The sequence below is a fragment of the Lysobacter sp. BMK333-48F3 genome (assembly GCF_019733395.1).
GTDB lineage: Bacteria > Pseudomonadota > Gammaproteobacteria > Xanthomonadales > Xanthomonadaceae > Lysobacter.
In genome coordinates, this window is record NZ_JAIHOO010000001.1 from 810,938 (window position 1) to 835,739 (window position 24,802).

At 67.1% G+C, this 24,802-nt stretch carries 19 protein-coding genes; 14 read left to right on the top strand and 5 right to left on the bottom strand.

Going from position 1 to position 24,802, the window contains the following annotated elements; genetic code table 11:
* The first annotated feature begins 644 nt into the window (after positions 1 to 644).
* The gene (locus K4L06_RS03325; RefSeq protein WP_221670043.1) at positions 645 to 4,934 is read left to right on the top strand and encodes a hypothetical protein; all 4,290 of its coding nucleotides are present in this window, start codon (positions 645 to 647) and stop codon (positions 4,932 to 4,934) included.
* Positions 4,935 to 5,234: 300 nt separating this feature from the next.
* Here the strand turns inward: K4L06_RS03325 and K4L06_RS03330 are convergent, their stop codons facing one another.
* From K4L06_RS03330 to K4L06_RS03340, 3 genes are all read right to left on the bottom strand, one after another.
* The gene (locus K4L06_RS03330) at positions 5,235 to 6,017 is read right to left on the bottom strand and encodes an NrdJb (protein WP_221670044.1); all 783 of its coding nucleotides are present in this window, start codon (positions 6,015 to 6,017) and stop codon (positions 5,235 to 5,237) included.
* A 119-nt stretch (positions 6,018 to 6,136) separates the two neighbouring features.
* Positions 6,137 to 6,631, bottom strand: a complete 495-nt coding sequence (locus K4L06_RS03335; protein WP_221670045.1) for a hypothetical protein — start codon at positions 6,629 to 6,631, stop codon at positions 6,137 to 6,139.
* 246 nt (positions 6,632 to 6,877) lie between these two features.
* The gene (locus K4L06_RS03340; protein ID WP_221670046.1) at positions 6,878 to 9,031 is read right to left on the bottom strand and encodes an adenosylcobalamin-dependent ribonucleoside-diphosphate reductase; all 2,154 of its coding nucleotides are present in this window, start codon (positions 9,029 to 9,031) and stop codon (positions 6,878 to 6,880) included.
* A 768-nt stretch (positions 9,032 to 9,799) separates the two neighbouring features.
* Here K4L06_RS03340 and K4L06_RS03345 point away from each other — a divergent pair.
* The 8 genes from K4L06_RS03345 to K4L06_RS03380 all read left to right on the top strand — a co-directional run bounded on the left by K4L06_RS03345 (position 9,800) and on the right by K4L06_RS03380 (position 16,529).
* Entirely contained in the window at positions 9,800 to 11,236 is a 1,437-nt protein-coding gene (locus K4L06_RS03345; protein ID WP_221670047.1) for a Do family serine endopeptidase, read from the top strand.
* 162 nt (positions 11,237 to 11,398) lie between these two features.
* Positions 11,399 to 11,761 (top strand): hypothetical protein, encoded by a 363-nt coding sequence (locus K4L06_RS03350; RefSeq protein WP_221670048.1) that lies wholly within the window; start codon positions 11,399 to 11,401, stop codon positions 11,759 to 11,761.
* Between the two features lie 2 nt (positions 11,762 to 11,763).
* Positions 11,764 to 12,288: a phage holin family protein gene (locus tag K4L06_RS03355; protein ID WP_221670049.1), complete on the top strand. Its 525-nt coding sequence runs from the start codon at positions 11,764 to 11,766 to the stop codon at positions 12,286 to 12,288.
* Complete coding sequence (locus K4L06_RS03360; RefSeq protein WP_221670050.1) at positions 12,285 to 12,701, top strand: hypothetical protein; 417 nt, start codon at positions 12,285 to 12,287, stop codon at positions 12,699 to 12,701. Before K4L06_RS03355 ends, K4L06_RS03360 begins: the two co-directional genes overlap by 4 nt.
* A 121-nt stretch (positions 12,702 to 12,822) precedes the next feature.
* The gene (locus K4L06_RS03365; RefSeq protein WP_255595492.1) at positions 12,823 to 13,848 is read left to right on the top strand and encodes an AI-2E family transporter; all 1,026 of its coding nucleotides are present in this window, start codon (positions 12,823 to 12,825) and stop codon (positions 13,846 to 13,848) included.
* Positions 13,845 to 14,369 (top strand): endonuclease V, encoded by a 525-nt coding sequence (locus K4L06_RS03370; RefSeq protein WP_221670052.1) that lies wholly within the window; start codon positions 13,845 to 13,847, stop codon positions 14,367 to 14,369. The genes K4L06_RS03365 and K4L06_RS03370 overlap by 4 nt, the downstream gene beginning before the upstream one ends.
* Before the next feature lie 67 nt (positions 14,370 to 14,436).
* Positions 14,437 to 15,153: an HAD-IA family hydrolase gene (locus tag K4L06_RS03375; protein ID WP_221670053.1), complete on the top strand. Its 717-nt coding sequence runs from the start codon at positions 14,437 to 14,439 to the stop codon at positions 15,151 to 15,153.
* A complete protein-coding gene (locus K4L06_RS03380) occupies positions 15,150 to 16,529 on the top strand; it encodes a leucyl aminopeptidase family protein (protein ID WP_221670054.1) in 1,380 nt (459 codons plus the stop codon). The genes K4L06_RS03375 and K4L06_RS03380 overlap by 4 nt, the downstream gene beginning before the upstream one ends.
* 199 nt (positions 16,530 to 16,728) lie before the next feature.
* On the opposite strand, the gene K4L06_RS03385 is transcribed toward K4L06_RS03380, so the two are convergent.
* Entirely contained in the window at positions 16,729 to 17,406 is a 678-nt protein-coding gene (locus K4L06_RS03385; protein ID WP_221669623.1) for an IS1595 family transposase, read from the bottom strand.
* Positions 17,407 to 17,823: 417 nt separating this feature from the next.
* Here K4L06_RS03385 and K4L06_RS03390 point away from each other — a divergent pair, with 417 nt between their 5' ends.
* The 4 genes from K4L06_RS03390 to K4L06_RS03405 all read left to right on the top strand — a co-directional run bounded on the left by K4L06_RS03390 (position 17,824) and on the right by K4L06_RS03405 (position 22,382).
* Positions 17,824 to 19,089 carry an efflux RND transporter periplasmic adaptor subunit gene (locus K4L06_RS03390; RefSeq protein ID WP_221670055.1) on the top strand — a complete coding sequence of 422 codons (1,266 nt, stop codon included), beginning with the start codon at positions 17,824 to 17,826 and terminating at the stop codon, positions 19,087 to 19,089.
* A gap of 75 nt (positions 19,090 to 19,164) precedes the next feature.
* Positions 19,165 to 19,860 (top strand): ABC transporter ATP-binding protein, encoded by a 696-nt coding sequence (locus K4L06_RS03395; RefSeq protein ID WP_221670056.1) that lies wholly within the window; start codon positions 19,165 to 19,167, stop codon positions 19,858 to 19,860.
* A 16-nt stretch (positions 19,861 to 19,876) separates the two neighbouring features.
* Positions 19,877 to 21,043: an FtsX-like permease family protein gene (locus K4L06_RS03400; RefSeq protein ID WP_221670057.1), complete on the top strand. Its 1,167-nt coding sequence runs from the start codon at positions 19,877 to 19,879 to the stop codon at positions 21,041 to 21,043.
* Between the two features lie 13 nt (positions 21,044 to 21,056).
* The gene (locus K4L06_RS03405) at positions 21,057 to 22,382 is read left to right on the top strand and encodes an ABC transporter permease (RefSeq protein WP_221670058.1); all 1,326 of its coding nucleotides are present in this window, start codon (positions 21,057 to 21,059) and stop codon (positions 22,380 to 22,382) included.
* A 359-nt stretch (positions 22,383 to 22,741) separates the two neighbouring features.
* Here K4L06_RS03405 and K4L06_RS03410 read toward each other — a convergent pair whose 3' ends face one another.
* Entirely contained in the window at positions 22,742 to 23,404 is a 663-nt protein-coding gene (locus K4L06_RS03410) for an IS1595 family transposase (RefSeq protein ID WP_221669514.1), read from the bottom strand.
* Between the two features lie 335 nt (positions 23,405 to 23,739).
* Here K4L06_RS03410 and K4L06_RS03415 point away from each other — a divergent pair, with 335 nt between their 5' ends.
* Entirely contained in the window at positions 23,740 to 24,795 is a 1,056-nt protein-coding gene (locus tag K4L06_RS03415; protein ID WP_221670059.1) for a hypothetical protein, read from the top strand.
* Positions 24,796 to 24,802 lie beyond the last annotated feature (7 nt).

The window sequence follows — 24,802 nt, forward strand, 5'->3', positions numbered from 1 at the left end:
TCGCCCAAGGTATCCGTGCTTGATTACAGCTATCGCGCAATCAGCCGTGCAGCGCGGCGTGGGTCGCACCACCGCACCGACGATCCGTTCGCGTAGTCGCACTCCCCCTTTGCAGGACCGCCTCGCCCTGCGTCCCGGTCCAGCACCCGCTCATGTATGCGCTGGCGAACCGGTTCCAGGTTCTGCGCGGCTACTCAGCGCCCCCTTGCGCCAAGTATGGCCCAGGCGAATCTCCGTCATTGAGACGTTCCGGAGACGGAGTCCGCGCCAACCTGGCGAGCTCTTTCCGACCGGCGGAAAGACGCCGTAGAGAACCCCTTGCATGCGCCTTCGACAATAAAGCTTGGGGCCCCGAAGGGCCCCAAGACTTGCGATCCACAAGTGCAGCTCACCGCGCGCGCGATCCCGATCGGGTCGGCGCTGTGCGTTTGCCCAGAAGGCGCTACCTGAGGCTCTGCATCGCGTGCATTTTCGGATAAATGGACACTTTGCGAGGCCAATGATTTGCACCCATTAGCCGCTATTTCCATAGGTCCTGGCACCCCAAAGGAGCTACTTTCCTACGAACTCGAACCATTCCTAATTGGATCAACTGGTTAGCTCGGCGGATACTATCTACGGAATCCCTCTTATTACTTTGACCCATGGCGACGACTGGCCAAGACCTGAACCGCACTTTTTTTGATCTGCCCACAGATGAAAACACTCAAATCGAGACCGCCGAGCTCTTGGCTGATCTCGCCATTGGGGGAAGGATTGGCTGGTCTACCCTGCTGGATTCCGAGCGCATCCTGATCGTCTCTGAAGCTGGCATGGGCAAGACATACGAGTGCCAGCGCCAGCAGAAAAGGCTTTGGGAGGAAGGTCGATCAGCCTTCTTTGTGGAGTTGGCCATGCTGGCTACGGACCCGCTGGAAAGGCAGTTCTCCGCCGAGGAGAAGCAGCGCTTCGACAACTGGAAAACAGCGCAGACCGAACGAGCATTCTTCTTCCTGGACTCGATCGACGAGTTGAGGCTCACCCAGCGCTCTTTCGAAACGACCCTCAAGCAGTTCGCCGCAACCCTGAGCGACAACCTTGAACGAGCGTGCATCGTACTGACGACGCGACCAACCGCATTCGACTTGAATATCGTTAGAAGGCGGCTCCCGGTTCAACCACCTCCGGATGTGTTCGTACCGGAGGACTACTTCGCCAACGTGGCGATGAACGTAAATAGAGAGAAGTCGGCCAAGCGATCACCGCCTGACTGGCGATTTGTCGCCCTATCGGCGCTGGACGAGAAGCAGATGCGTGCACTCGCAGTTGCCCAAGGCGTGGGAGACCCGGATGCGCTGCTGAACGCCGTCAATGCCCACCATGCTAACGACTTCGCTAAGCGTCCGTTGGACTTTCTGGAGCTTTGTGGTGACTGGAAGGTTCACGGACGCATTCGTGCCCACCGGGAGCAAGTGAATAGCAGCATAGATATCAAGCTTCGGGCCCGCGGCGACCGACCGGAACGGACGCAGCTGCCCCCACAGCGGGCACGCGACGGGGCAGCCCGATTGGCCTTGGCTGCCCTTCTCTCGCGAAAATTGACGCTCTGGCACAGCAGCGACAATGACCGTGGTCGAGGGGACGCGACCCTGGATCCAGCCAAGATCCTGGACGACTGGTCAGACGATGAGGTGAAAACGCTGCTCGAACGTCCCTTGTTCGGCTTCGCGACCTACGGGCGCGTTCGATTCCACAATCGATCCATAGTCGAGTTCCTAGCGGCGGAACGGCTCAAGTTGCTCGTGGATCGCGGACTTCCGATCCGGGCGTTGATGCGCCTGCTGTTCGCGACAACACCGGAGGGCCAGCGGATCGTCAAGCCCTCGCTTCGGCCCGTTGCGGCTTGGTTGGCACCCCACATTTCTACGGTTCGCGCCCACCTGCTCGAGCATGAGCCGAGCGTACTGCTGCGATATGGCGACCCCGGCTCGTTGAACCTGACGCTGCGGACGCAGGCGTTGGAGCGATACGTTCACATGTACGGCGCCGGCGGCTGGAGGGGCCAGGGAATTCCGAATCTGCAGGTCCAACGCCTGGCGACGAACGATCTCAATGACGTCATTGCCCGCCTGTGGGCTGGCGGCGTCAGGAATCCCGAGGTTCGGGAGACGCTGCTTGAACTGATCGGCGCTGGACAGATGACAGGGTGCGCAGACATCGCTTATGGCGTTGCCACCGATTCGGACAACGATGCGCGCGATCGTTTGAATGGGCTGCTGGCGCTCGCGGAACTTCAGGATTCGCGCCTATCGGCATTGCTGGATCTGATCGCCGCATCATCGCCAGATTGGCCGGAGGATCTGGCGCGGTCTGTCATCCCCCACCTGTTTCCCCATCACCTGTCGGTTCCACAACTCGTCAAGACACTTGCTCGCCTCTCTCCAAAATCGCGTGAGATCGATGGCGTCTCAACCATGCTTCCGTTGAATATCGCAAATGCGAAATTGGAGCCTACTGCCCTGGCGGAGCTGCAGCACGGACTGACAGCACTTGTATTCAACAGTTGCAGCTGGCACGACCAGTACTATCGGGTCACATCCGGACGCCAGGATCTAGTGCCGGCGCTGCTGATCGCCAGCCGACGCCGACTGGAGATAGGAGAAACCGGGTCCGATCTGTTCGACGCCGTCGCGTTGGCCGGATTGTTGGCGAGACTGGATCATAACGCGACCGAAGACACCAAGACCCTGAGGGCTGCTCTCACCGAAGCGCCGAGTGAGGCTCGGGCGGGCGTTTTCTGGGCCAATGACCGCCTGGTCAGGGAGCACTACCCGAAGGCCGACTGCGAACCGTTCCTTCGTCTCCATCAGTTCCAGTCGCATGGCGCATACCAGATCGAGCTCCAAAAGGATTCCGACTGGCTGCTGGGGGCGCTCTCCGACACCTCCAGGTCGCTTGCAGATCGCGAGCTCGCCTTGGAAACCTCCCTCCGCTACTCGGGTGACCACCGGGATCGCCTGGCATTGCTGAAGCAACTCGTTGCGATGTCCAGCGACAGCGAAGTTCTGGAGAACCGCGCCAAAGGGCATCTGAACGCGGTGGAGAACCCGAGCCCTCCCCCTGCGTGGCAGATAGAAGATGAAAAGCGTAGGGAAAGATCTCAACGAAAGCACGCCAAGGATCTGGCCAGCTGGAAGCTATTCTGGCGAGAGCTGAACAATGATCCGGAGACCGCCTTCTCGGAGAGCCGCATCGACAACACCAATTGGAACCTTTGGCGTGCCATGGAGAAAGATGCTCAAGATCGCTCGTTCTCCGGTTGGAACCCTGGGTTCATCGAGCGCGTCTTCGACAAAAACATGGCGGATCGCTTCCGGATCGCGCTCGCAGCAGCGTGGCGCAAGGACCGGCCCACCCTGAAGTCAGAGCGGCCGGCAGACCACAGAAACAGCTATCTGATGCGATGGCGCATGGGTCTCTCTGGTCTCTATGCGGAGTCGGAAAGCGCCTCGTGGGCGTCCAAACTCACGACGGAAGAGGCTGACCTTGCTTGCCGTTACGCATTGCTGGATCTGAATCGACTGCCAGCTTGGCTCGAAGCGGTTTCCCAGATGCATCCGACCGTTGTCGATACAACGATCGGAAATGAGCTCATGGCCGAATTGAAGGACGAGGATGCGAAGCATTCGATGCTCTTGCAGGATATCTCCTATGCACCCCGCTCGGTCATCTCGCTGTTTCTCGGACGCATTCGATTCTGGCTGAAAGACTCCCTTGCCAATGGAGGCGCTTTCATTCTGGAAGCCGACAAAATAGATCGTGCAACGAAGCTCCTTCTCGACCATGGAGATGACCAAGACGTTGCGTACGTACGAGCAACTGGGATACCGAAGTTGCAAGGCCTCCCGGAACCGTCAGAAATCCTGTTCTGGCTCCCGATCCTCGCGCGGCTGGATCCAGCGGTATGCGTCGAAGAAATGGAGCGGCTGGCCGCGTCGATCTTGCCTGCGCAGCAATCGCAGGTGGTCGAATGGTTCTCGTCGCTATTCGGTCACGGATCCGATCTGGATCTATCCAAGCTCGAAGTATCACCTGAACTGCTGTTGCGGCTGGTCAGAATGGCCAATCGCCACGTCAGGTTCGAGGACGATCTGAATCATGAGGGCGTCCACTCGCCCGTCTCCCGGGATCACGCGCAGCGTGCCCGGAGTATGTTGGGGAACGCCCTATTGGGCATCAGGGGGCCCGGCGCATGGGACATCAAGATGCAGTTCGCCGATGACCCCGAAGTCGTGCATTACCGCGACCGTGTCCGGGCGGTTGCCCTTGAGAAGCTGGCGGAAGACTGGGATGCCGTCGTACTGAGCGAGGCCGATGTCTTGCTGTTGGAGCGGGAGCATGACTTCTCGCCAACCAGCCGCGTGGAGATGGCGGCCTTGCTCGACACGAGGCTTGCCGACGTCGAAGATCTTCTGCTACAGGACGCGTCACCGCGGGAGCTTTGGGCGACGATCAGCATCGAACGATTGCTACGCCGTGCACTGGCGGCAGAATTGCAGAAGATGGCCCGGTGCGCCTACACGGTCAATCAGGAAGCCGTGACGGGCGACGAGAAGGAATCCGATATCCGCTTGGCCTCTACTGCAGCCTATCTTGAGGCGGTGATCGAACTCAAGATCGGCGATAAGGACTACTCTTTCTCCGATCTGCGGGATGCGCTTCATGCGCAACTGGTTGGCAAGTACATGGCACCAGAGCACCGGCGGGTAGGATGCCTATTGATCTCGGTCTCGACCGATCGATTCTGGAAGGATCCGGACACCGGAAACCGGATGGAATTCGAAGAGGTGATCGCTCGCCTAGATGCTGAAGCGAAAGTATTGGCGGCCAACTTGGGATACGGGGCGTTTGTTGCCGTCAGGGGCCTCGACCTGCGCCCCAGAAGTTGGATGTAGCGCCATTTAAACAACGATGCCGGATGACCGCTTTGCGTCGGAAACCGCTACTCTGATCTGATCGCGCGCCCATTGGATCACCATGAAATACCGGGCCGCCAGGGCATTGCTCCTTGTGCACCCCATTAGGAGCGATCTTGTCTATTGAAAATGAAAAAGGGGCTCGTAAGAGCCCCTAGTAGAGTTTCAAGAGTGGAATAGCGTCTTATGCCAGCCCCGGTAGCGGCTTATAGATGCCCGACTAGCGACTTTTGGCTATCCGCACACGGCGCCCGCAGCGGCCGTGTTACCCGCAACGCATCAGCCGCACTTGCTGTAACCACAGTTCAAGCAGGTCGCGCAGCCGTCCATGATCACCACCGCCTTGGTGCTGCACTTGTGGCACATGGTGGCGGTGGGCGGGAACGAGGCGCCTTCGCCGGTGACGGCGACGTCTTCGTTGCGGGCCTCGTCGCCGGCCGGGCCGGCGGGGCTCACGTCAGAGTTTTTTTTTGCGCGGTCTTCGTAGGCGCGGCGCTTTTCGGCGATCAGCGCGCGCTGGGCGTCGCTCATCTCCGGGTCGTGCAGCATGCCGATCGACTTGAGGTGGTCTTCGACGATGGCGCCCATCTCGGCGACCAGCGAGGGCATGTACACGCCGCCGGCCTTGAAGTAGCCGCCGCGCGGGTCGAACACGGCCTTCATCTCGTCGACCAGGAAGGTCACGTCGCCGCCCTTGCGGAACACCGCCGACATGATGCGCGTGAGCGCCACGATCCACTGGAAGTGGTCCATGTTCTTGGAGTTGATGAAGATCTCGAACGGACGGCGCGATTCGTGTTCGGTGCCGGCGTTGAGCACGATGTCGTTGATGGTCACGTACAGCGCGTGCTCGAACAGCGGCGATTTGATCTTGTAGGTGGAGCCGACCAGGATCTCGGGGCGCTCGATGCGCTCGTGCATCTGGATGACGTTGTCGGCCGGCGCTTCTTCCGCCTTCGCCGACGGGGCGCTGGCAGCGGCCGCCTTGGCCGCTTCCTTGGCCTTGTCTTCCGGGGTGACGACGCTGTAGCCCTTGATTTTCTTCTCGATCTTGACGGCCATGGGCCCGACTCCTGGTGCTGTATTGCTTGTTCTTGTGGGTGTTGCGGCGGGTGCGGCCGGGGATCGGCCGGCCCCGCCCTAAGCCCTCTCCCGCAGCCGCGGGAGAGGGAGGGTGCCGATCAGCGCTTGGCGGCCTTCTTGGCGGCCTTCTTCGCCGGCGCCTTCTTGGCCGCCTTCTTTACCGTCTTCTTGGCTGCGGCCTTCTTGGCCGGCGCCTTCTTGGCTGCGGCTTTCTTCGCCGGAGCCTTCTTGGCGGCCGCCTTCCTGGCCGGGGCCTTCTTCGCCGCCTTCTTCACCGCTTTCTTGGCGGTGGCCTTCTTGGCGGCCTTTTTGGCCGCTTTCTTGGCGGTCTTCTTGGTGGCCTTCTTCGCGGTCTTCTTGCCGGTCAGGTCGGACACTTCCTTCTTGGCCTTGGCGCTGGCCTTGGCGAGCTTCTTCTTCGCCGTGCCGACCGCCTTCTTGGCGGCCTTGCGCGCCTTGGTCGCGGTCTTCTTGACCGTGGCCACGGCCTCCTCGGCGCGCGTGGCGATCGCGCTGCCGATGTTGGACGCGGTTTCCTTCACGTTCTCGGCGGCCTGGGTCAGCGTCGCCGTCACTCCATTACCGTTGCTCATGGTGCCCTCCTGGTGGGCAGACTGCTCTGGGCGATGAATGCGATTACTGCAATCGGGGTGTTGCGGTGACGATGCTATACCTGCTGCGAGCGTGCGGAACAGTGGCCGGTTCCGCCCGCCCGGGCCTGGCTGAATGTGCCCGCGGACCGGCCCGGGTTCCGCGTGCGGGCGGTGCGGCCGCCGACCGGACGGAGCGCCGTCGCGCGCCCGCCCGCCGAGCGGCGGACGGGGCGGCGGCGGACGCCGTCAGAACTTGCCGTAATACCCTTCCTTGAGCGCGTCGAACAGGTTGGCGGCGGTGTGCATCTCGCCGTCGTATTCGATCTGTTCGTTGCCCTTGACCTCGAGCACGCTGCCGTCTTCGAGCTCGAAGCGGTAGGTGGTGTTCTCCAGGTCCGCTTCCTTGACCAGCACGCCCTGGAAGGCGGCCGGGTTGAAGCGGAAGGTGGTGCAGCCCTTGAGCCCCTGCTCGTGGGCGTAGCGGTAGATGTCCTTGAAGTCCTCGTAGGGGTAGTCGGTCGGGACGTTCGCGGTCTTGGAGATCGAGCTGTCGACCCACTTCTGCGCGGCGGCCTGGACGTCGACGTGCTCCTTCGGGGTGATGTCGTCGGCGGCGATGAAGTAGTCGGGCAGCTTGGCCTCGGCCTCGTCGCTGAACGGCATCGCCTTGGCGTTGATCAGCTCGCGGTAGGCCAGCAGCTCGAAGGAGTAGACGTCGACCTTCTCCTTGGACTTCTTGCCTTCGCGGATCACGTTGCGGCTGTAGTGGTGGGCGAACGAGGGCTCGATGCCGTTGGAGGCGTTGTTGGCCAGCGACAGCGAGATGGTCCCGGTCGGGGCGATCGAGCTGTGGTGGGTGAAGCGGGCGCCGATGTCGGCCAGCTCCTCGACCAGTTCCGGGGCGACCTCGGCCACGCGCTGCATGTAGCGCGAGTACTTGGCGTGCAGCACCTTGCCCGGGATCTCCTGGCCGACCTTCCAGCCGTCGGCCTTCATCTCCGGACGCTTGCGCAGCATCTCGGCGGTGACGGCGAAGATCTCGTCCATGATCGGCGCGGCGCCCTTCTCCTTGGCCAGGGCCAGGCCCATTTCCCAGCCGGCCACGGCCATTTCGCGGGCGATGCGCTCGGTGAACTCGCACGACTGCGCCGAGCCGTACTTCATCTTGAGCATGGTCACGGTGCTGCCCAGGCCGAGGAAGCCCATGCCGTGGCGGCGCTTGCGCATGATCTCGGCGCGCTGCTGCTCCAGCGGCAGGCCGTTGACCTCGACCACGTTGTCGAGCATGCGGGTGAACACGCGCACGACTTCCTTGTATTCCTCCCAGTCGAACTCGGCCCGGTCGGTGAAGGCGTTGCGCACGAACTTGGTCAGGTTGACCGAGCCCAGCAGGCAGGCGCCGTACGGCGGCAGCGGCTGCTCGCCGCAGGGGTTGGTGGCGCGGATGGTCTCGCACCACCAGTTGTTGTTCATCTCGTTGACGCGGTCGATCAGGATGAAGCCCGGCTCGGCGTAGTCGTACGTCGAGACCATGATCATGTCCCACAGGTGGCGGGCGCGGATGTGGCCGTAGATCTTGCACGCCACCAGGCCGTCGTCGCGGACGATGTAGTTGCGGTGGGTCGGCCAGTCGCGCCAGACCACGTGCTCGGCGTCGTCCAGGTTCAGGTCGCCCTGCTCCTTGATGTTGACCGGGAACACCAGCGGCCAGTCGGCGTCGGTCTTGACCGCGTCCATGAAGCCGTCCGTGATCAGCAGCGACAGGTTGAACTGGCGCAGGCGGCCGTCTTCGCGCTTGGCGCGGATGAAGTCCTTCACGTCCGGATGGCTGACGTCGAAGGTGCCCATCTGGGCGCCGCGGCGGCCGCCGGCCGAGGACACGGTGAAGCACATCTTGTCGTAGATATCCATGAAGGACATCGGGCCGGAGGTGTAGGCGCCGGCGCCGGCGACGAAGGCGCCGCGCGGGCGCAGGGTGCTGAACTCGTAGCCGATGCCGCAGCCGGCCTTGAGGGTCAGGCCGGCCTCGTGGACCTTCTCCAGGATCCCGTCCATCGAGTCTTCGATGGTGCCCGAGACGGTGCAGTTGATGGTCGAGGTCGCCGGCTTGTGCTCCAGCGCGCCGGCGTTGGAGGTGATGCGGCCGGCCGGGATCGCGCCGCGGCGCAGGGCCCAGACAAAGCGCTCGTACCAATACTGCTGCTTCTCGGCGCTGGGCTCGGCATCGGCCAGGGCGCGGGCCACGCGCTGGTAGGTCCCGTCGATGTCGGCATCGACCGCCTCCCCGCTCTTGGTCTTGAGGCGGTATTTCTTGTCCCAGATGTCCTGGGACGCGGGTTGCAGGGCGATGTCTCGTTCCACCGCCGCGTTCTTGACCGCCTCGAGGCGCACCGTGCTCATGCCTGTTTCGTCTCCTCAATCTTGACGACGGGCCGTTGGGTTGCGCCCGCCATCGGTGGTTTCTTATGTACGTGGCAACCGGGTCAGGGCTCGGCGCGCGCGGCGGCGAGGGGTCTTAGCGGGTGCCGGAACGTCTTGTGTAACGCTTGTTTCGTCTAGGTCGTGTCGCGGTGTTGCGACCGGCCTCCGGAAGCGCGTCCCGGACCCCGGTCCGCCGTCAGCCCCCCGCCGACGGCAATGCGCGCGATCGCGTGGTTACGCGCCGCGTGCGGCTGTTTATGGTCGTGTTTCGAGGTTCGCGCCGGTACTCGTCATGCGCCCGCTCACTGTCAAGGCGACGCCTAACCGACCCAAGCCGAACCCCTAAGCTTGGGCTCCCTCCGCGGGGCCGACCACTAGATGTTGTGGCCTCGCAGGGACCTCAAGCTACGCCCGGCGTTGCGGGAAGTCAACGCCTTTTTGATGGCTATCACGCTTTATCCGGAGCCGCGCGGGCACGCATCGCAGTTCCGGCGCGGGCCCGGAGAAGTGTGCCGAGCGGGCCCGCGCGGCCGCGCCGGACACCCTGGGCAGCGGCCACTTCATCGGCTATTTATTGCCGCTCTCCGACACTGGCGGACGGAACCAGATCGGGCCGGCACGGTCCAAGCCGGCGGCACGCGCAGGCTCGTCCGAGCCGGCGCCGCCCACTTGATCGACCCCGCTGCCGCCACGATCTCGTCCCCGACAGCTCCGCCACCGACCACCGCCGACCGGAACCGCTACGCGATGCGCCCCTTGCCGACCCTGCTGACCCTCGCCCTCGCCGCCGCCTTCGGCGGTTTCGCCGCCACCGCGATCCGCGACGGCCTGCAGGCGCCCGCGCAGGCCTCGCCGGCGGCCGCGGCCCTGCCCCTGCCGACCACCGCGGCCCTGCCGGCCTCGGTCGGCGGCCAGGTCTTGCCGTCGCTGGCGCCGATGCTGCAGCGAGTCACCCCGGCGGTGGTCAGCGTGCACACCAAGCAGACGGTGCGGATCCGCAACCCCTTCGCCAACGATCCGTTCTTCCGCCGCATGTTCCCCAACATCCCGCAGGAGCGGATCAACGAGTCGCTGGGCTCGGGCGTGATCATCGACGCCAAGAACGGCTACGTGCTGACCAACCACCACGTCATCGAAGGCGCCGACGAGGTGTCGGTGACCCTGGCCGACGGGCGCACGGTCAAGGCCGAGTTCCTCGGCTCCGACCCGGACACCGACGTGGCGGTGATGCGGATCCCGGCGCAGAACCTCAGCGCGATCGCCCTGGCCGACTCCGACGCGCTCAAGGTCGGCGACTTCGTGGTCGCGGTCGGCAACCCGTTCGGGATCGGCCAGACGGTCACCTCGGGCATCGTCTCGGCGGTCGGCCGCAGCGGCCTGCGCGGCCTGGGCTACCAGAACTTCATCCAGACCGACGCCTCGATCAATCCGGGCAATTCCGGCGGCGCCCTGGTCAATCTCAACGGCGAGCTGATCGGCATCAACACCGCCAGCTTCAACCCGCAAGGCAGCATGGCCGGCAATATCGGCCTGGGCTTCGCGATCCCGGCCAACCTGGCGCGCAACATCAAGGACCAGCTGATCGCCAACAACGGCGTGGTCCGGCGCGGCACCCTGGGGCTGGAATCGCAGGACGTGACCGCGCAGCTCGCGGCCGCGCTCAAGCTGGCCGAACCGCGCGGCGCGCTGGTCTCGCGCGTGTTCGGCGGCAGCGCCGCGGCCGCCGCCGGGCTCAAGCCGGGCGACGTGATCCTCAGCGCCAACGGCCAGCGCATCGACAACCGCGATGCGCTGCGCAACTTCGAAGGCCTGCAGGCGATCGGCAGCAAGATCGCCCTGGAGGTGCGCCGCGAGGGCCAGACCCTGCAGCTCAACGCCAGCCTGCGCGAGCAGCCCAAGGCGGTGGCCGGCACCGAACTCGATCCGCGCCTGACCGGCGCGACCTTCGCCGAGATGCCCGAGCGCCTGCGCCAGGCCGGCTACGCCGGCGTGCTGGTCGAGAGCGTCGCCCGCGGCAGCCGCGCCGAGGCCAATCAGTTGCGCAAGGACGACATCGTCGTCGCCGCCACCAGCGGCGAATTCGACGATCTGCCGGGCTTCCGCGCCAGCTTCACGCGCAACCCGGCACAGTTGGTGTTGCGTATCGTGCGCGGCAACCGCCGCGGCGACCTGCAAATGCAGTAACGTCGCGGGGCGAACGCGCCGCCGCGAACGGCATGAACGCGCGTCGCACGATGCGACGACGACCACCGCCGCCTAGGAACGGGCCCCGCCCGCGTCCGACCGCGGTCCGCCAGAACCCTGGATTTGTTCCGCGGTTCGTCCCTTGCACGGAGGAAGACCCCGATGACCCCCACCTCGACCGACGCGATCAAGAGCAACCTCGGCCAGGCCGGCTCCCACCTCAAGCAGGCCGCGGTCGACGCCGGCGATGCGCTGCGCAGCGCCGCCAGCGTGGCCGGCGACGAACTCAAGATCGGCAAGGCCAACGTCAAGTCCGACCTGGCCGACGGCGCCCTGGCCGGGATCGCCGCCGCCGAGCATGCCGGCGGCGCCGCGCGCGAACAGGTCGATGCGCTGATGGACAAGGGCCGCGACCTGATCGAAAGCGCCGCCGACCTGGTCCGCGAGCGTCCGCTGGCCTCGTTCGGCATCGCCTTCGCCGCCGGCTTCATCATCGCCAAGCTGGCCCGCGGCAGCGACAAGTAAGCGTGAGCGATCCGCACCGCCCCGCGGACGACCCCGCGCCCGACGACGGCGCGGCGCCGGACCCGGCCGCGCCGGGCCCGCGCTCGCCGTCGATCGAGGAGTCCTACCGCGAAATCCGCGACGCCGGCCGCGAAGGCCTGGACGCGGCGATCGACACCGGCCGCGCCCTGCGCGGCCTGTTGATCGCCGACTTCGCCCTGGCCCGCAGCGCGCTCGGCCGCGCCCTGCTCTGGGTCAGCGTGGCGATCGTGTTCGGGGCCTCGTCCTGGCTGCTGCTGATGGCGGCGCTGATCGCCCTGCTGCAGGGCGTGTTGGGCTGGTCGTGGATGGCCTCGATGGCCGCTACCTCCGGGCTCAGCCTGATCGTCGCCGCGGTCGGGATCTGGCAGGCCATGCGCTACTTCGAATACACCCGCCTGCACGCGACGCGTCGGCAGTTGCGCCGGCTCGGCCTGGGCGATCTGGACGAAGAAGAACTGCAGGCCAACCTCGCCGCCGACGCCGCGCGGCACAAGGAGCGCGCATGAGCCGGTTCCAGCGCCTGCAACGCCGCGTCGCCAAGCGCGAGCAACTGCTCCAGGGCCGCTACGAACAGGCGGTGGAGCGCAAGGACACGCTCAAGGCGCGCTGGCGCGAGGCCTGGACCCCGGGCCGGATCGTCGTCGCCGGCGTGGTCGCCGGCTTCGTCATGGGCCGCGCCGAGCCGGTCAAGCTGGCGGCGAAGAGCGGCAACCTGATGCAACTGGTCACCCTGCTCTCGGGCCTGTTCGCCGGCAGCAGCGCGCAACAGGCCGCCGACCAGGCCGGCCGCGCCGCCGGCGAAGCCGGACAGGCCGCCGACAGCGCCGAGGCCGCGGTCGAAGCGGTGGTCGCGCCGGGCTATACGGCAGTAGCGTCCAAACCCGGCAAGGCGCACAGTTCCACCACCGAACAGGCCTGACGGTCCCGCCTTGAGCACGCCCTCCCCTCCGTCGGCCGCGGACGCGCCGGCGTCGCCGGCCGCCGACGAACCCGCGCCCCCGTCCGCCTGCGAGCCGCCCCCGGCGCGGCCGCGCGCGCCGCTGTCGCTGCGCATCCTCGCCGCGCTGGCGGTCGGCTTCACCCTGTGGGCGGCGCAGGAACTGATCCTGCCGATCCTGCTCGCCGCGTTCTTCGCCCTGGTCGGCAACCCGATCCTGCGCCTGCTGCAGCGGCTGTACCTGCCGCGCTTCGTCGGCGCGGTGCTGGTGCTGGCCGGCGGTCTGGCGGTGTCCGGCGTGCTGGCCCTGCAATTGGTCGAACCGGCCGGCGAATGGGTGCGCCAGGTGCCGCGCGAGATGAAGCAGCTGGCGCCCAAGCTGCGGCAGATGACCAAGCCGATGCAGGAGGCCAACCGCGCCGCGCAGAACATCGCCCGCGCCGCCGGCGGCGAGAGCACCAGCAAGCCGGTGCAGGTGGTCAAGACCGAGCTCAACGACCCCTACCGCTCGCTGACCGCGACGCCGAAGTACCTGGCCCAGGTGCTGGCGGTGATCCTGCTGACCTTCTTCTTCATGGTCTACGGCGAGTCGCTGCAACGCAACGCGATCGCGCTGCTGCCGGGGCCGCAGCAGAAGAAGCTGACCATCGACATCCTGCACTCGATCGAGCGCGAGATCTCGCGCTACGTGCTGACCATCAGCCTGATCAACACCGGCCTGGGCCTGGCCCTGGCCGGCGCGCTGTACGCGCTGGGCGTGCCGCTGCAAGAGTCGCTGCTGTGGGGCACGATGGCGGCGATCCTCAACTTCGCCCCCTTCGTCGGCCCGCTGATCGGCATCATCATCATGCTGCTGATGGGCTTCGTCGCCTTCGACGAGCTGTGGCCCTCGCTGTTGCCGGCCGGCGTCTACCTGTTGCTGCATACGATCGAGTCGCAGGCGGTGACGCCGATCGTGCTCGGCCGGCGCATGCGCCTGTCGCCGCTGGTGCTGATCCTGGCGCTGATGCTGTTCGGCTGGCTGTGGGGCATCGTCGGCCTGCTGCTGGCGGTGCCGCTGCTGGTCTGCGTGAAGCTGGTGCTGGCGCGGATCGACGGCCTCGAGGGCTGGTCGCGGTTGCTGGAATGAGTACCGCCGCACCCCTGCTCGCTCTCGACGTCCACTACGGCCAGTCCGGCGCCTGCGTCGCCGGCGTGCGGTTCCGCGACTGGAGCGACTGCGTTGCCGCCGCCACCCACCGCCTGCACGTGCCGCAGGTCGAGGACTACGCTCCGGGCGAGTTCTACCGCCGCGAGCTGCCCTGCCTGCTGGCCCTGCTGGCCAGCCTGGAAGGGACCGGGCCGGCCCCGGACTGCATCCTGGTCGACGGCTACGTCTGGCTGGACGGGCACGATCGGCCCGGCTTGGGCGCGCGGCTGTGGCAGGCGCTGCAAAAGCGCTGCGCGGTGATCGGCGTGGCCAAGACCCGCTACGCCGGCATCCCCGAGCGCGCCGCGCTGTGCCGCGGCGACAGCCGCCGGCCGCTGTACGTCACCGCCGCCGGGATCGACGAGGACGCCGCCCGCGCCGCGGTCGCCGCCATGCACGGCGCGCACAGACTGCCGGAGTTGCTGAAACAGGCCGACCGGCTGGCCCGCGACGGCGCCTGAAGCCGCGCCCGCGCCGGTCCGCGACCGCGGTGCCGGCCGCCGGCGCCGGGCGCGCTAAACTGGCCGCATGAGCTTTCCCGTCCGCGCCATCACCCTGGACCTCGACGACACCATCTGGCCGATCGCGCCGGTGATGGTGCGCGCCGAGGCGGCCCTCGACGCCTGGCTGCGCCGGCACGCGCCGGCGACCGCGGCGCGGTTCCCGGTCGAGGCGATGCGCGCGCTGCGCGACCGCATCGCCGCCGAGCGCCCGGACCTGGCCCATGACTTCACCCAGCAGCGCCGGCTGACCCTGGAGCACGTGCTGCGCGAGTCCGGCGACGACGTCGCCCTGGTCGACGCCGCCTTCGACGCGTTCTTCGCCGCGCGCTGCGAAGTCGAGCACTACGCCGACAGCGAGGCCGCGCTGGCCCGCCTGGCCGGGCGCGTGCCGCTGGCCGCGCTCAGCAACGGCAACGCCGACCTGGTCCGGATTGGGTTGATGCCGCTGTTCCGCTTCCAGCTCGGCGCGCGCGAGCACGGCCGGGCCAAGCCGGACCCGAGCATCTTCCTGGCCGCCTGCGAACGCCTCGGGGTCGAGCCGGCGCAAGTGCTGCACGTCGGCGACGACATCGAGCTGGACATCGTCGGCGGCGCCCGCGCCGGGCTGCGCACCTGCTGGATCAACCGCGAAGGCCGCGCCTGGCCGCACGCCGGGCTGCGCCCGGATCTGGAATTCACCACCCTCGCCGCGTTGGCCGACTGGCTCGACGCGGGCCACCGCACGGATACCGCTGCCGCATGACTCTGCCCCTGGGTTTCACCGACGACGCCAGCGACGCCCTGCCGCTGGTCCTGGTCAGCCGCAACAGCCTCAAGACCTGGCGCGAATCGCTGGCCGATACCGCCGCCGCCTGGCTCGACAGCCAGGGCTTCGACGGTACGCCCGGCACCGCCGTCACCCTGCCCGGCAGCGACGGCCGCATCGTCGCCGGCGTGCTCGGCATCGGCGATCCGCTGGACCCGTATTCCTACGGCCACGGCCCGTTCGCCTTGCCGGCGCGGCGCTGGCGCGCCGAAGGCCAGTACGACGCGGCCACCCTGGACGCGCTGCACATCGGCTGGGGCCTGGGCAGCTACCGCTTCGACCGCTACAAGGCCGCGCCGCGCGCGCCGGCGCAACTGGTGGTCGACGCCGCCGACCACGCCGAAAGCTTCGCCGTGATCGCCGCCAGCCTGCGCGTGCGCGACCTGATCAACACCCCGACCGAGCACATGGGCCCGGACGAACTGGAAGCGATCGCGCGCGAGATCGGCCAGCGCCATGGCGCCGCGGTCGAGGTGGTCGCCGGCGACGACTTGCTGAAGCAGAACTTCCCCGCGATCCACGCGGTCGGCCGCGCCTCGCACCGCGCGCCGCGCCTGATCGCGCTGCGCTGGGGCGACGAGCGCCATCCGCACATCGCCCTGGTCGGCAAGGGCGTGTGCTTCGACACCGGCGGCCTGGACCTCAAGCCGGCCGACGGCATGCGCTGGATGAAGAAGGACATGGGCGGCGCCGCGCACGCGATCGGCCTGGCCGAGCTGATCATGGCGCGCAAGCTGCCGCTGCGCCTGACCCTGCTGGTACCGGCGGTGGAAAACGCGGTCGGCCCGAACGCGTTCCGCCCCGGCGAAGTCATCGCCACCCGCCAGGGCGTCAGCGTCGAGATCGACAACACCGACGCCGAAGGCCGGGTGATCCTGTGCGACGCGCTGACTTACGCCGCCGAACAGGCGCCGGAGCTGCTGCTCGACTTCGCCACCCTGACCGGCGCAGCGCGCATCGCCCTGGGCCCGGACCTGCCTGCGCTGTTCGCCAACCGCGACGAAGTCGCCGAGGCCTGGCTGCAAGCCGGCCAGGCGCAGCGCGACCCGCTGTGGCGGATGCCGCTGTGGCGCCCCTACCTGCGCTACCTGACCAGCCACATCGCCGACCTCGCCAACGGCGGCCCGTCGAAGATGGCCGGCTCGGTGACCGCGGCGCTGTACCTGGAGCGCTTCGTTCCCGCCGAGCTGCCGTGGGCGCACCTGGACGTGTACAGCTGGAACGACGCCGACCGCCCGGGCCGCCCGGCCGGCGGCGAGGCGCAGGGCCTGCGCGCGGCGTACGCCATGCTCAAGGCGCGCGCGGCGGGCTGACCCGCGCACCGCGTCCGCCGGCCGCGACCGCCCCTACCCCGCCTTTGCCGTTCCCCCCTTTGAAAAAGGGGGGCAGGGGGATTTGCTCTTGCTCTTCCCACCGCAAAGCAAATCCCCCGCGCTCCGCAAGCCACTCAGAAACGCATCGACGCCGGGCGCTAGCCCCCTTTTGCAAGGGTCTTAGGAAGCAAACAGCCCCTCAGAGTGGGTTGGATCGTAGCAACTTGAGGGTCGCCCGGTAGAGGTCTTCGTGGCGGTGGTTGAAGCGGAACTCGCACTCCTTCAGGTGCAGGTAGAAGGTGGCCTTGGGCACCCCGTTGAATTTGGCCAGGCGCCGCTTGGCGAAGCTCCAGAAGCTCTCGATGCCGTTGATGTGGTTGTCGCCCTCGGCGAAATGATTGCCGCTGTGGCGAATGCGCCAGTGCTTGGCATAGCCCAGGTCGACCAGGCCGTCGTAGCTGGACAGACAGTCGGAGAGGATTTCGCTCTCCAGGCGAATATGCCCACGAATTAAGGCCTGAAGCGTGGCGGTTTTGCAGTTGGGGACGATCTGGGTGTAGACGTGCTGGCCGCGTTTGAGCATGCCGAAGACGATGGTTTTCTTGCCGGCGCCGCGGCCGCGTTTGCCGCGCACGCGCCACGGTCCGAAGAAGGATTCGTCGACTTCCACCTGGCCGGTGAACGGCGAATGCTGCTCGCATTCGGTGGCGATGGCACGACGCAAGGCAAGGAAGATCGAGTTGACCGATCGCACGCTCAACCCGGTCAGTTGCGCGGTGCTGGTCGCGGTCAGGTCCAGGGCCCAGCAGCGCACGAGGGCCCGAAATCGGGCCTCGCTGATTTTCGAACGGCTGTAGTACCTATTTTTCTTATTCATTTCAGGAAGATAGCTGCGTTATGAGGCAGCTTTGCTTCCTAAGACCCTTTGCAAAGGGGGCCATGGTTCTAAGGGGCCATGGCTCTCGCGCGCCACGCAGCCACCCCGCGCCTTTGCTGTTCCCCCCTTTGAAAAAGGGGGGCCAGGGGGGATTTGCTCTTGCCCTTCCCACCGCAAAGCAAATCCCCCGCGCTCCATCGGCCACTCAGAAACACACTGACGCCGGGCGCTGGCCCCCTTTTGCAAAGGGGGCCTCGGTTTGCGCGCACGGCGCACCACCGCCCCGCCCTCGCCGTTGCGTGACACCTGTCATGAAAAACCGACGACTGCAGGGCTGACAGTTCCTGACTTTCCGCAGGTTGGCGGGCCATCGCGCCACGGTCACACTAGGCCGGTTCTGGCGTCTTGGTTGAGATCATGAGTGCATCGGCTGATCTGCTGAAGGAACTTCGCATCGACCGCAACCGGCCGCCGGAGCGATCCGGCCCCGGGCGCGGCCTGGTCATCGGCCTGGTCGGCCTGCTCGTGCTGGTGCTCGGCGTCGCCGCCTGGGCGCTGTTCGGGCGCAATGCCGCGACCCAGGTGGAAACCGCCACGGTCACCGCGATCGGCGGCGGCAGCGGCGCCGGCGCTTCGGTGCTCGACGCCACCGGCTATGTGGTCGCGCGGCGCATGGCCACGGTCTCGGCCAAGATCACCGGCAAGGTGCGCGAGGTGCTGATCGAAGAAGGCCAGCGGGTCGAGGCAGGCCAGGTCATGGCCACCCTGGACCCGATCGACGCCAACGCCCAGCGCGAGCTCAGCGCCGCCCAGCTCGGCGCCGCGCAGAGCGAAACCGCGCGGGTGCAGGCCCAGCTCAAGGAAGCCGAAGCCAACGCCGGCCGCCTGGCCACCCTGGCCAAGCAACAGTTGGTGTCCAAGGCCCAGTACGACCAGGCGGTGGCCACCCGCGACGCGCTGCGCGCGCAGTTGTTGACCGCGCAGCGCAACGTCAAGGTGTCCGGCGACAGCCTGCGCATCGCCGACATCGGTGTCGACAACACCGTGGTGCGCGCGCCGTTCGCCGGTGTGGTCACCGCCAAGGCGGCGCAGCCGGGCGAGATCGTCTCGCCGCTGTCGGCCGGCGGCGGCTTCACCCGCACCGGCATCGGCACCATCGTCGACATGGACTCGCTGGAGGTCGAAGTCGACGTCGGCGAGGCCTACATCGGCCGGGTCCAGCCGAAGATGCCGGTCGAGGCGGTGCTCAACGCTTACCCGGACTGGAAGATTCCGGCCGAGGTCATCGCCATCATTCCGGCCGCCGACCGCGGCAAGGCCACGGTCAAGGTGCGCATCGCGATCAAGCTGCGCGACGCGCGCATCGTCCCCGACATGGGCGTGCGGGTCAGCTTCCTGGAAGCGGCCAAGCCGGCCCAGGCGGTGCAGGCCAAGCCCAGCGCGATGGTGCCGGCGGCGGCGCTGGCCCAGCGCGACGGCCGCGACGTGGTGTTCGTGGTCGAGGACGAAAAAGCCCGCCAGACCGCGGTGACCCTGGGCCGCAAGCTCGGCGAGGACCGCGAAGTCACCCAGGGCCTGAGCGGCGGCGAGACCGTGGTGCTGTCCCCGGCCGACGGCCTGAGCGACGGCGCCGCGGTGCGTGTCGAAAACGCCGACGCCGGTTCGTCGGACAAGAGCGACTGATCGCGATCGATTCACCCGGACGGCGCGGCAAGCGCGCCCCGCTTCCTATCCGCAACACGTACGAGGACTTCGACGATGGCCGACACCTTGGTTTCGATCCAAAACCTCACCAAGACCTACCAGCGCGGGCCGGAAAAGGTCGAAGTCCTGCACGGCATCGACCTGGACATCGCCAAGGGCGATTTCGTCGCCCTGATGGGGCCGTCCGGTTCGGGCAAGACCACCCTGCTCAACCTGATCGGCGGCCTGGACACGCCCAGCAGCGGCGAGATCACCGTCGAGGGCGAGCGCATCGACCGGATGAGCGCCGGCCAGCTGTCGCAGTGGCGCAGCCGCCATGTCGGCTTCGTGTTCCAGTTCTACAACCTGATGCCGGCGTTGAGCGCGCAGAAGAACGTCGAGCTGCCGCTGCTGCTGACCCATCTGGGCGCCGCCCAGCGCCGCCGCAACGCCGAGATCGCGCTGCAGCTGGTCGGCCTGGCCGAACGCGGCAAGCACCGCCCGAACGAACTCTCCGGCGGCCAGCAGCAGCGCGTGGCGATCGCCCGCGCGATCGTCTCCGACCCGACCCTGCTGATCTGCGACGAACCCACCGGCGACCTGGACCGTCATTCGGCCGAGGAGATCCTCAACCTGCTGCAGCTGCTCAACCGCGAACACGGCAAAACCATCGTCATGGTCACCCACGACCCGAAGGCCGCCGAGTACGCCACCCATACCCTGCACCTCGACAAGGGCACCCTGGTCGAGCAGCAGTCGCACGCAGCCTGAGCCGGGAGCGTCCGAGATGAAATATTTCCATCTGATCTGGGCGGAGCTGATGCGGCGCAAGACCCGCACCGCGCTGACCCTGATGTCGATCATCGCCGCGTTCCTGCTGTTCGGTCTGCTCGACGGCGTGCGCGAGAGCTTCGAGCAGGCCGGCCAGAGCGCCAACGGCGCCAAGCGCCTGCAGACCGGTTCGCGGCTGTCCTTCATCCAGACCCTGCCGCAGGCCCTGCACGGCCGCATCGGCCAGGTCGACGGGGTCAAGCAGGTCACTTACGCCAACTGGTTCGGCGGCGCCTACCAGGACCCGCACAACCAGATCTTCAGCTTCGCCGTGGCCGACAACTACCTCGATCTCTACCCCGAGATGAGCGTGTCCAAGGCGCAGCGCGAGGCCTTCGCCCAGACCCGCACCGGCATCCTGGTCGGCGAAGGGCTGATGAAGCGCTTCGGCTGGAAGGTCGGACAGAAGATTCCGCTGCAGTCGACCATCTTCCCCAACCGCGACGGCAGCAAGAACTGGAGCTTCGACATCGTCGGCACGCTCGCCGTCACCGACAAGAAGTCCGGCGGCTGGTACGACCAGATGCTGCTGATGCACTGGAAGTACTTCGACGATTCCACGCCCTACAACCGCGGCACGGTCGGCTGGTACGTCAGCGAAGTCGCCGACGTCAACCGCGCCGACCGCGTGGCCAAGGCGATCGACGCGCTGTCGGCCAACTCCGACCACGAAACCAAGACCCAGACCGAGCAGGCCGCGACCGCTTCGTGGATGAAGCAGATGGCCGACATCGGCCTGATCGTCGGCTCGATCATGGGCGCGGTGTTCTTCACCCTGGTGCTGCTGACCGGCAACACCATGGCCCAGGCGGTGCGCGAGCGCACCTCCGAGCTGGCGGTGCTCAAGACCATGGGTTTCCCCGACCGCAGCGTGCTGCTGCTGGTGCTGGCCGAATCGGTGCTGCTGATGCTGATCGGCGGCGTGATCGGCGTGGCCATCGCCGGCGCGCTCGGGCCGATCGTCGCCACGATCAGCGGCGGCGCGATCAACGTGCCGCCGATCGGCCTGAACAGTTGGGCCCTGGGCCTGAGCCTGATGCTCGGCATCGGCGTGCTGGTCGGGCTGTTGCCGGCGATCCGCGCGATGCGTTTGAACATCGTCGATGCGCTGGCCGGACGCTGAGGAGAACGCACTCATGAAGAAACTCAAATCCCTGCTCCGCGGCGCCCTCACCGGCCTGTGCCTGATCGTCGCCCTGGCCGCGTGGTCGTTGCTGCCCTGGCCGGCCCTGCTCGGCCTGGCCGCCGCGTTCGCGCTGTGGATGCTGCTGACCCGCAGCGGCCGCCAGGCGGCCTCGGTCGCCGGCGTCGGCATCAGCACCCTGAGCCAGCGCCTGGGTTCGTCCTCGGTGGTGGTGATCGGCATCGCCGGCGTGGTCGCGGTGCTGGTGGCGATGCTGTCGATGGCCGAGGGCTACCAGGAAACCCTGCGCCGCACCGGCAGCGACGACAGCGTGATGGTGCTGCGCGGCGCGTCCGCGGCCGAGGTGATGTCGAACCTGGACCTGGCCAGCATCAACGTGATCGAACAGGCCCCGGGCATCGCCCGCGGCGCCGACGGCCGGCCGCTGGCCTCGCCGGAAACGGTGGTCGCGGCCAACCTGCCGATCAAGGGCGGCGCCCCCGACGAGGACGGCAGCGTGCAGTTGCGCGGCGTCGGCGACCGCGCCTGGCAGGTGCGGCCGCAGGTCAAGATCGTCCAGGGCCGGCGCTTCGAGACCGGCAAGCGCGAAGTCGTGGTCGGCAGCGGCGCCCAGCGCCAGTTCGCCGGACTGGAGGTCGGCAAGCAGATCCGCCTGGGCAACGAGCGCTGGAACGTGGTCGGCGTGTTCAAGTCCGGCGACGCGATGGACTCGGAAGTCTGGGCCGACGCGCAGATGGTCGCGGCCACCTACGGCCGCGGCGCCTCGCGCAACTCGGTCGTGGCCAAGCTGTCCGACGCCAAGCAGTTCAAGGGCTTCAAGGCCGCGCTGGCCGGCGACCCTCGGCTGCAGGTGGATACCAGCACCACCGCCGAGTATTTCGCCAAGCAGAGCGAGGCGATGACCAAGGTGATCCGCATCATCGGCATCGTGGTCGGCTCGATCATGGCGATCGGCGCGGTGTTCGGCGCGCTCAACACCATGTTCGCCACCGTCGCCACCCGCGCCCGCGAGATCGCCACGCTGCGCGCGATCGGCTTCCGCGGCGTGCCGGTGGTGGTGGCGGTGATGCTGGAGACCATGCTGTTGGCGCTGCTCGGCGGCCTGATCGGCGGCGCCCTGGCCTGGCTGGTGTTCAACGGCTACACCGCCTCGACCATCGCCGGCGGCGTCGGCCAGCTGACCTTCGATTTCCAGGTCACCGGCGCGCTGCTGTGGAGCGGGCTGAAGTGGGCGCTGGCGATCGGCTTCGTCGGCGGCCTGTTCCCGGCCCTGCGCGCGGCGACCCTGCCGGTGACTACGGCGCTGCGCGCGCTGTAAGCCGCAGAGCCGCATCGGTTCGGCATCGGGGCCCTCTTCGCGAGAAGAGGGCCTTGTTGTTTGTGCCTGGGCGTCGGGGGTTCGACGGCGACGAAACGCAGGGGCAAAGCCAAAGCAAATCCCCCCTACCCCCCTTTTTCAAAGGGGGGAATTGTTGTCGCGGGGGGTTTATTGCTGCGCGGGTTTATTGCTGCGAGAGGGTTGTTGCTGCGAGGGCACTGTTGCCGCGAGGGGGGTGTTGTCGTGGCGGAATCGTTGTCGTGGGAATGCGTTGGCGCGGACGCGGGACCACCACGTCGCTGCGCTTGCAGCGTCCCCCATCGCTGCAGATGCAGTTCCCCCCTTTGAAAAGGTAATTCCTAACGTTTCTGGACCAAAAGTGGAGTGATTTGGTCAAGGTCTATGACCCGCAGAGCCTTGTCCAGCAAGGCTTGCAGGTCTTCGGCCCGGTGGTTGTAGCGGTAGCAAACTTCACCCAAATACAGATGGAAGAATTGGCGGGGCACCCCACGGTACGGGGCTAACCAGTTCTTGGCGTAGCTCCAGAAGCCTTCGATGCCGTTGATGTGGTCGCGTCCGACCGGCTTGCCCTTCTCCTTGCGGATCATCACGTGGTCGCCTCGTAGCTTCAGCGTGGCGTACGCCTGCCAGCGGTCGGTGTAGTACAGCGACCCTTCGCGGGTGTGCGCCTCGATCTGCTGCATCACGCTGTCGCGATCGTGCGCCGCGATCGGCATGGCCTTGACCTGGCCGTTGCGCTTGACGATGCCGAACACGATCACCTTGCCGGCGGCGCCCCAACCGGTTTTGCCATGACGTATGCCGCCAAACGTAGTTTCGTCGCATTCCACGACCCCATCGAACGGCCCTCGCCACTGCTCTTCGAAGGCGCAGCAAGCCCGCAGGACGCGGTAGAACTTTTCTGCCGTGGCCGGGCTGCATACGGGCCGGAATCGCTGCCGGTAGACCGGTACGCCCAGAGCGAAACGTTCGATCAGTTGCCGCTTCTGGGAAGCGCTCAATCGGACCGATTCCCAGGCCAAGACGGCCGGACGAAAGCGATGGGCGCACGCCCGGCACTTGAGCCGTCCATCGCTCAATTTCCATGGCCGCGCACGTTGGCAAACAGGACATTTTTGCATCTGGAACCAGCCTAATCTGGTCCAGATTCGTAGGGAATTACCTTTGAAAAAGGGGGGCTAGGGGGGATTTGCTTTTGCCAGGCCCCAAGCAACTTTGGAACCCGCCCCTCCACCGACGAAACGCGCCCCGAACCGGCCGCCGCCGCGACGGAGCCCGCTTCTGCCCTGCCCTCAACTGGGTTAGCGTAAGCGCTCGCGCAAGGAAGCCGTCACGAATGAGCGCCGCTGCCCGCCGACTCCTCTATCGCGCCCTTGGCATCGTATTCGGCGCGGCCGCCCTGCCGCTCACGTTCAACGAACACGGCTTGTCGTCGGGCCACCCGCCGTGGCTGACCCTGAGCCTGCTGCTGGTTTGCTTGGCCGGCGTCGCCGCCAGCCTGATCGCGGTGTATCGCATCGACCACCCCCGCGGCGACGAGCTCGGCCGGCTCACCCGCGAAGCGCTGCGTCGCGGCTCGGTGAGCGGCGCTGTGCATCATTCGCCGGGCTCGTTGTGGCAGCTGGCGGGCGGGGGCGCGCTGATGGCCGCGCTCGCCGCGCTCGCCTGGCGCCCGGGCAGCCACAGCACCTCGGTGTTCTTCGGCCTGTGCGCGGCGCTGTTCGCCGGCGGCGCGATCCTGCTGCGGCGCGCGAACCGGACTCCGCGCGAGCTGCGCATCGACGCCGCCGGCATCCATTCCCCCGACTACGGTCTGATCGCCTGGGAGGACGTGGTCGGCCTGCGGCGTCATTACCTCGAAGCCTTCGGAGCGCAGAGCGAAGCCCTGCAAGTCTGCCTGCGCGACCCCGGCCGCTACATCGCGCGGCTGCCCGCCTGGCAACAACGCCATCACGAACTCGAAGCCGCCTCGCTGCGCCGCTACGCACCGGTGCTCATCCCGCTGGACTCGCACCGGATCCCGGCCGACCTCGCCTACGCCACGGCAGTGTCGCTGCGCCGGCGCGCGGTGCCCCCGTTCGTCAACGACTGGGAACCGCGGATGGACGACGCGGAAATCGCCGAGTACCTGGAGGCGCGTTCGCCTCTGGCGGCTCTGACCCACGCCGACGGCGCGGACGACGTCCTGCCGGCGCCGGACTTCGCCGTCCGCCTGCAGCAGCACGCGCAGGCGGTCGCTCTGGCCGCGGCCTCGCAGCGCCGCCAACAGGTGCGGCAGCGCGAGCGCCAACGCCGCTGGCACGAAGGCGCCTGGCGCCGCGGCCTGATCGCCGCCACGGTGGCGGCCGCCTACGCCCTGGCGCGCGCCTACTTCGAAGGCCTGCTCGGCTGAACCGACG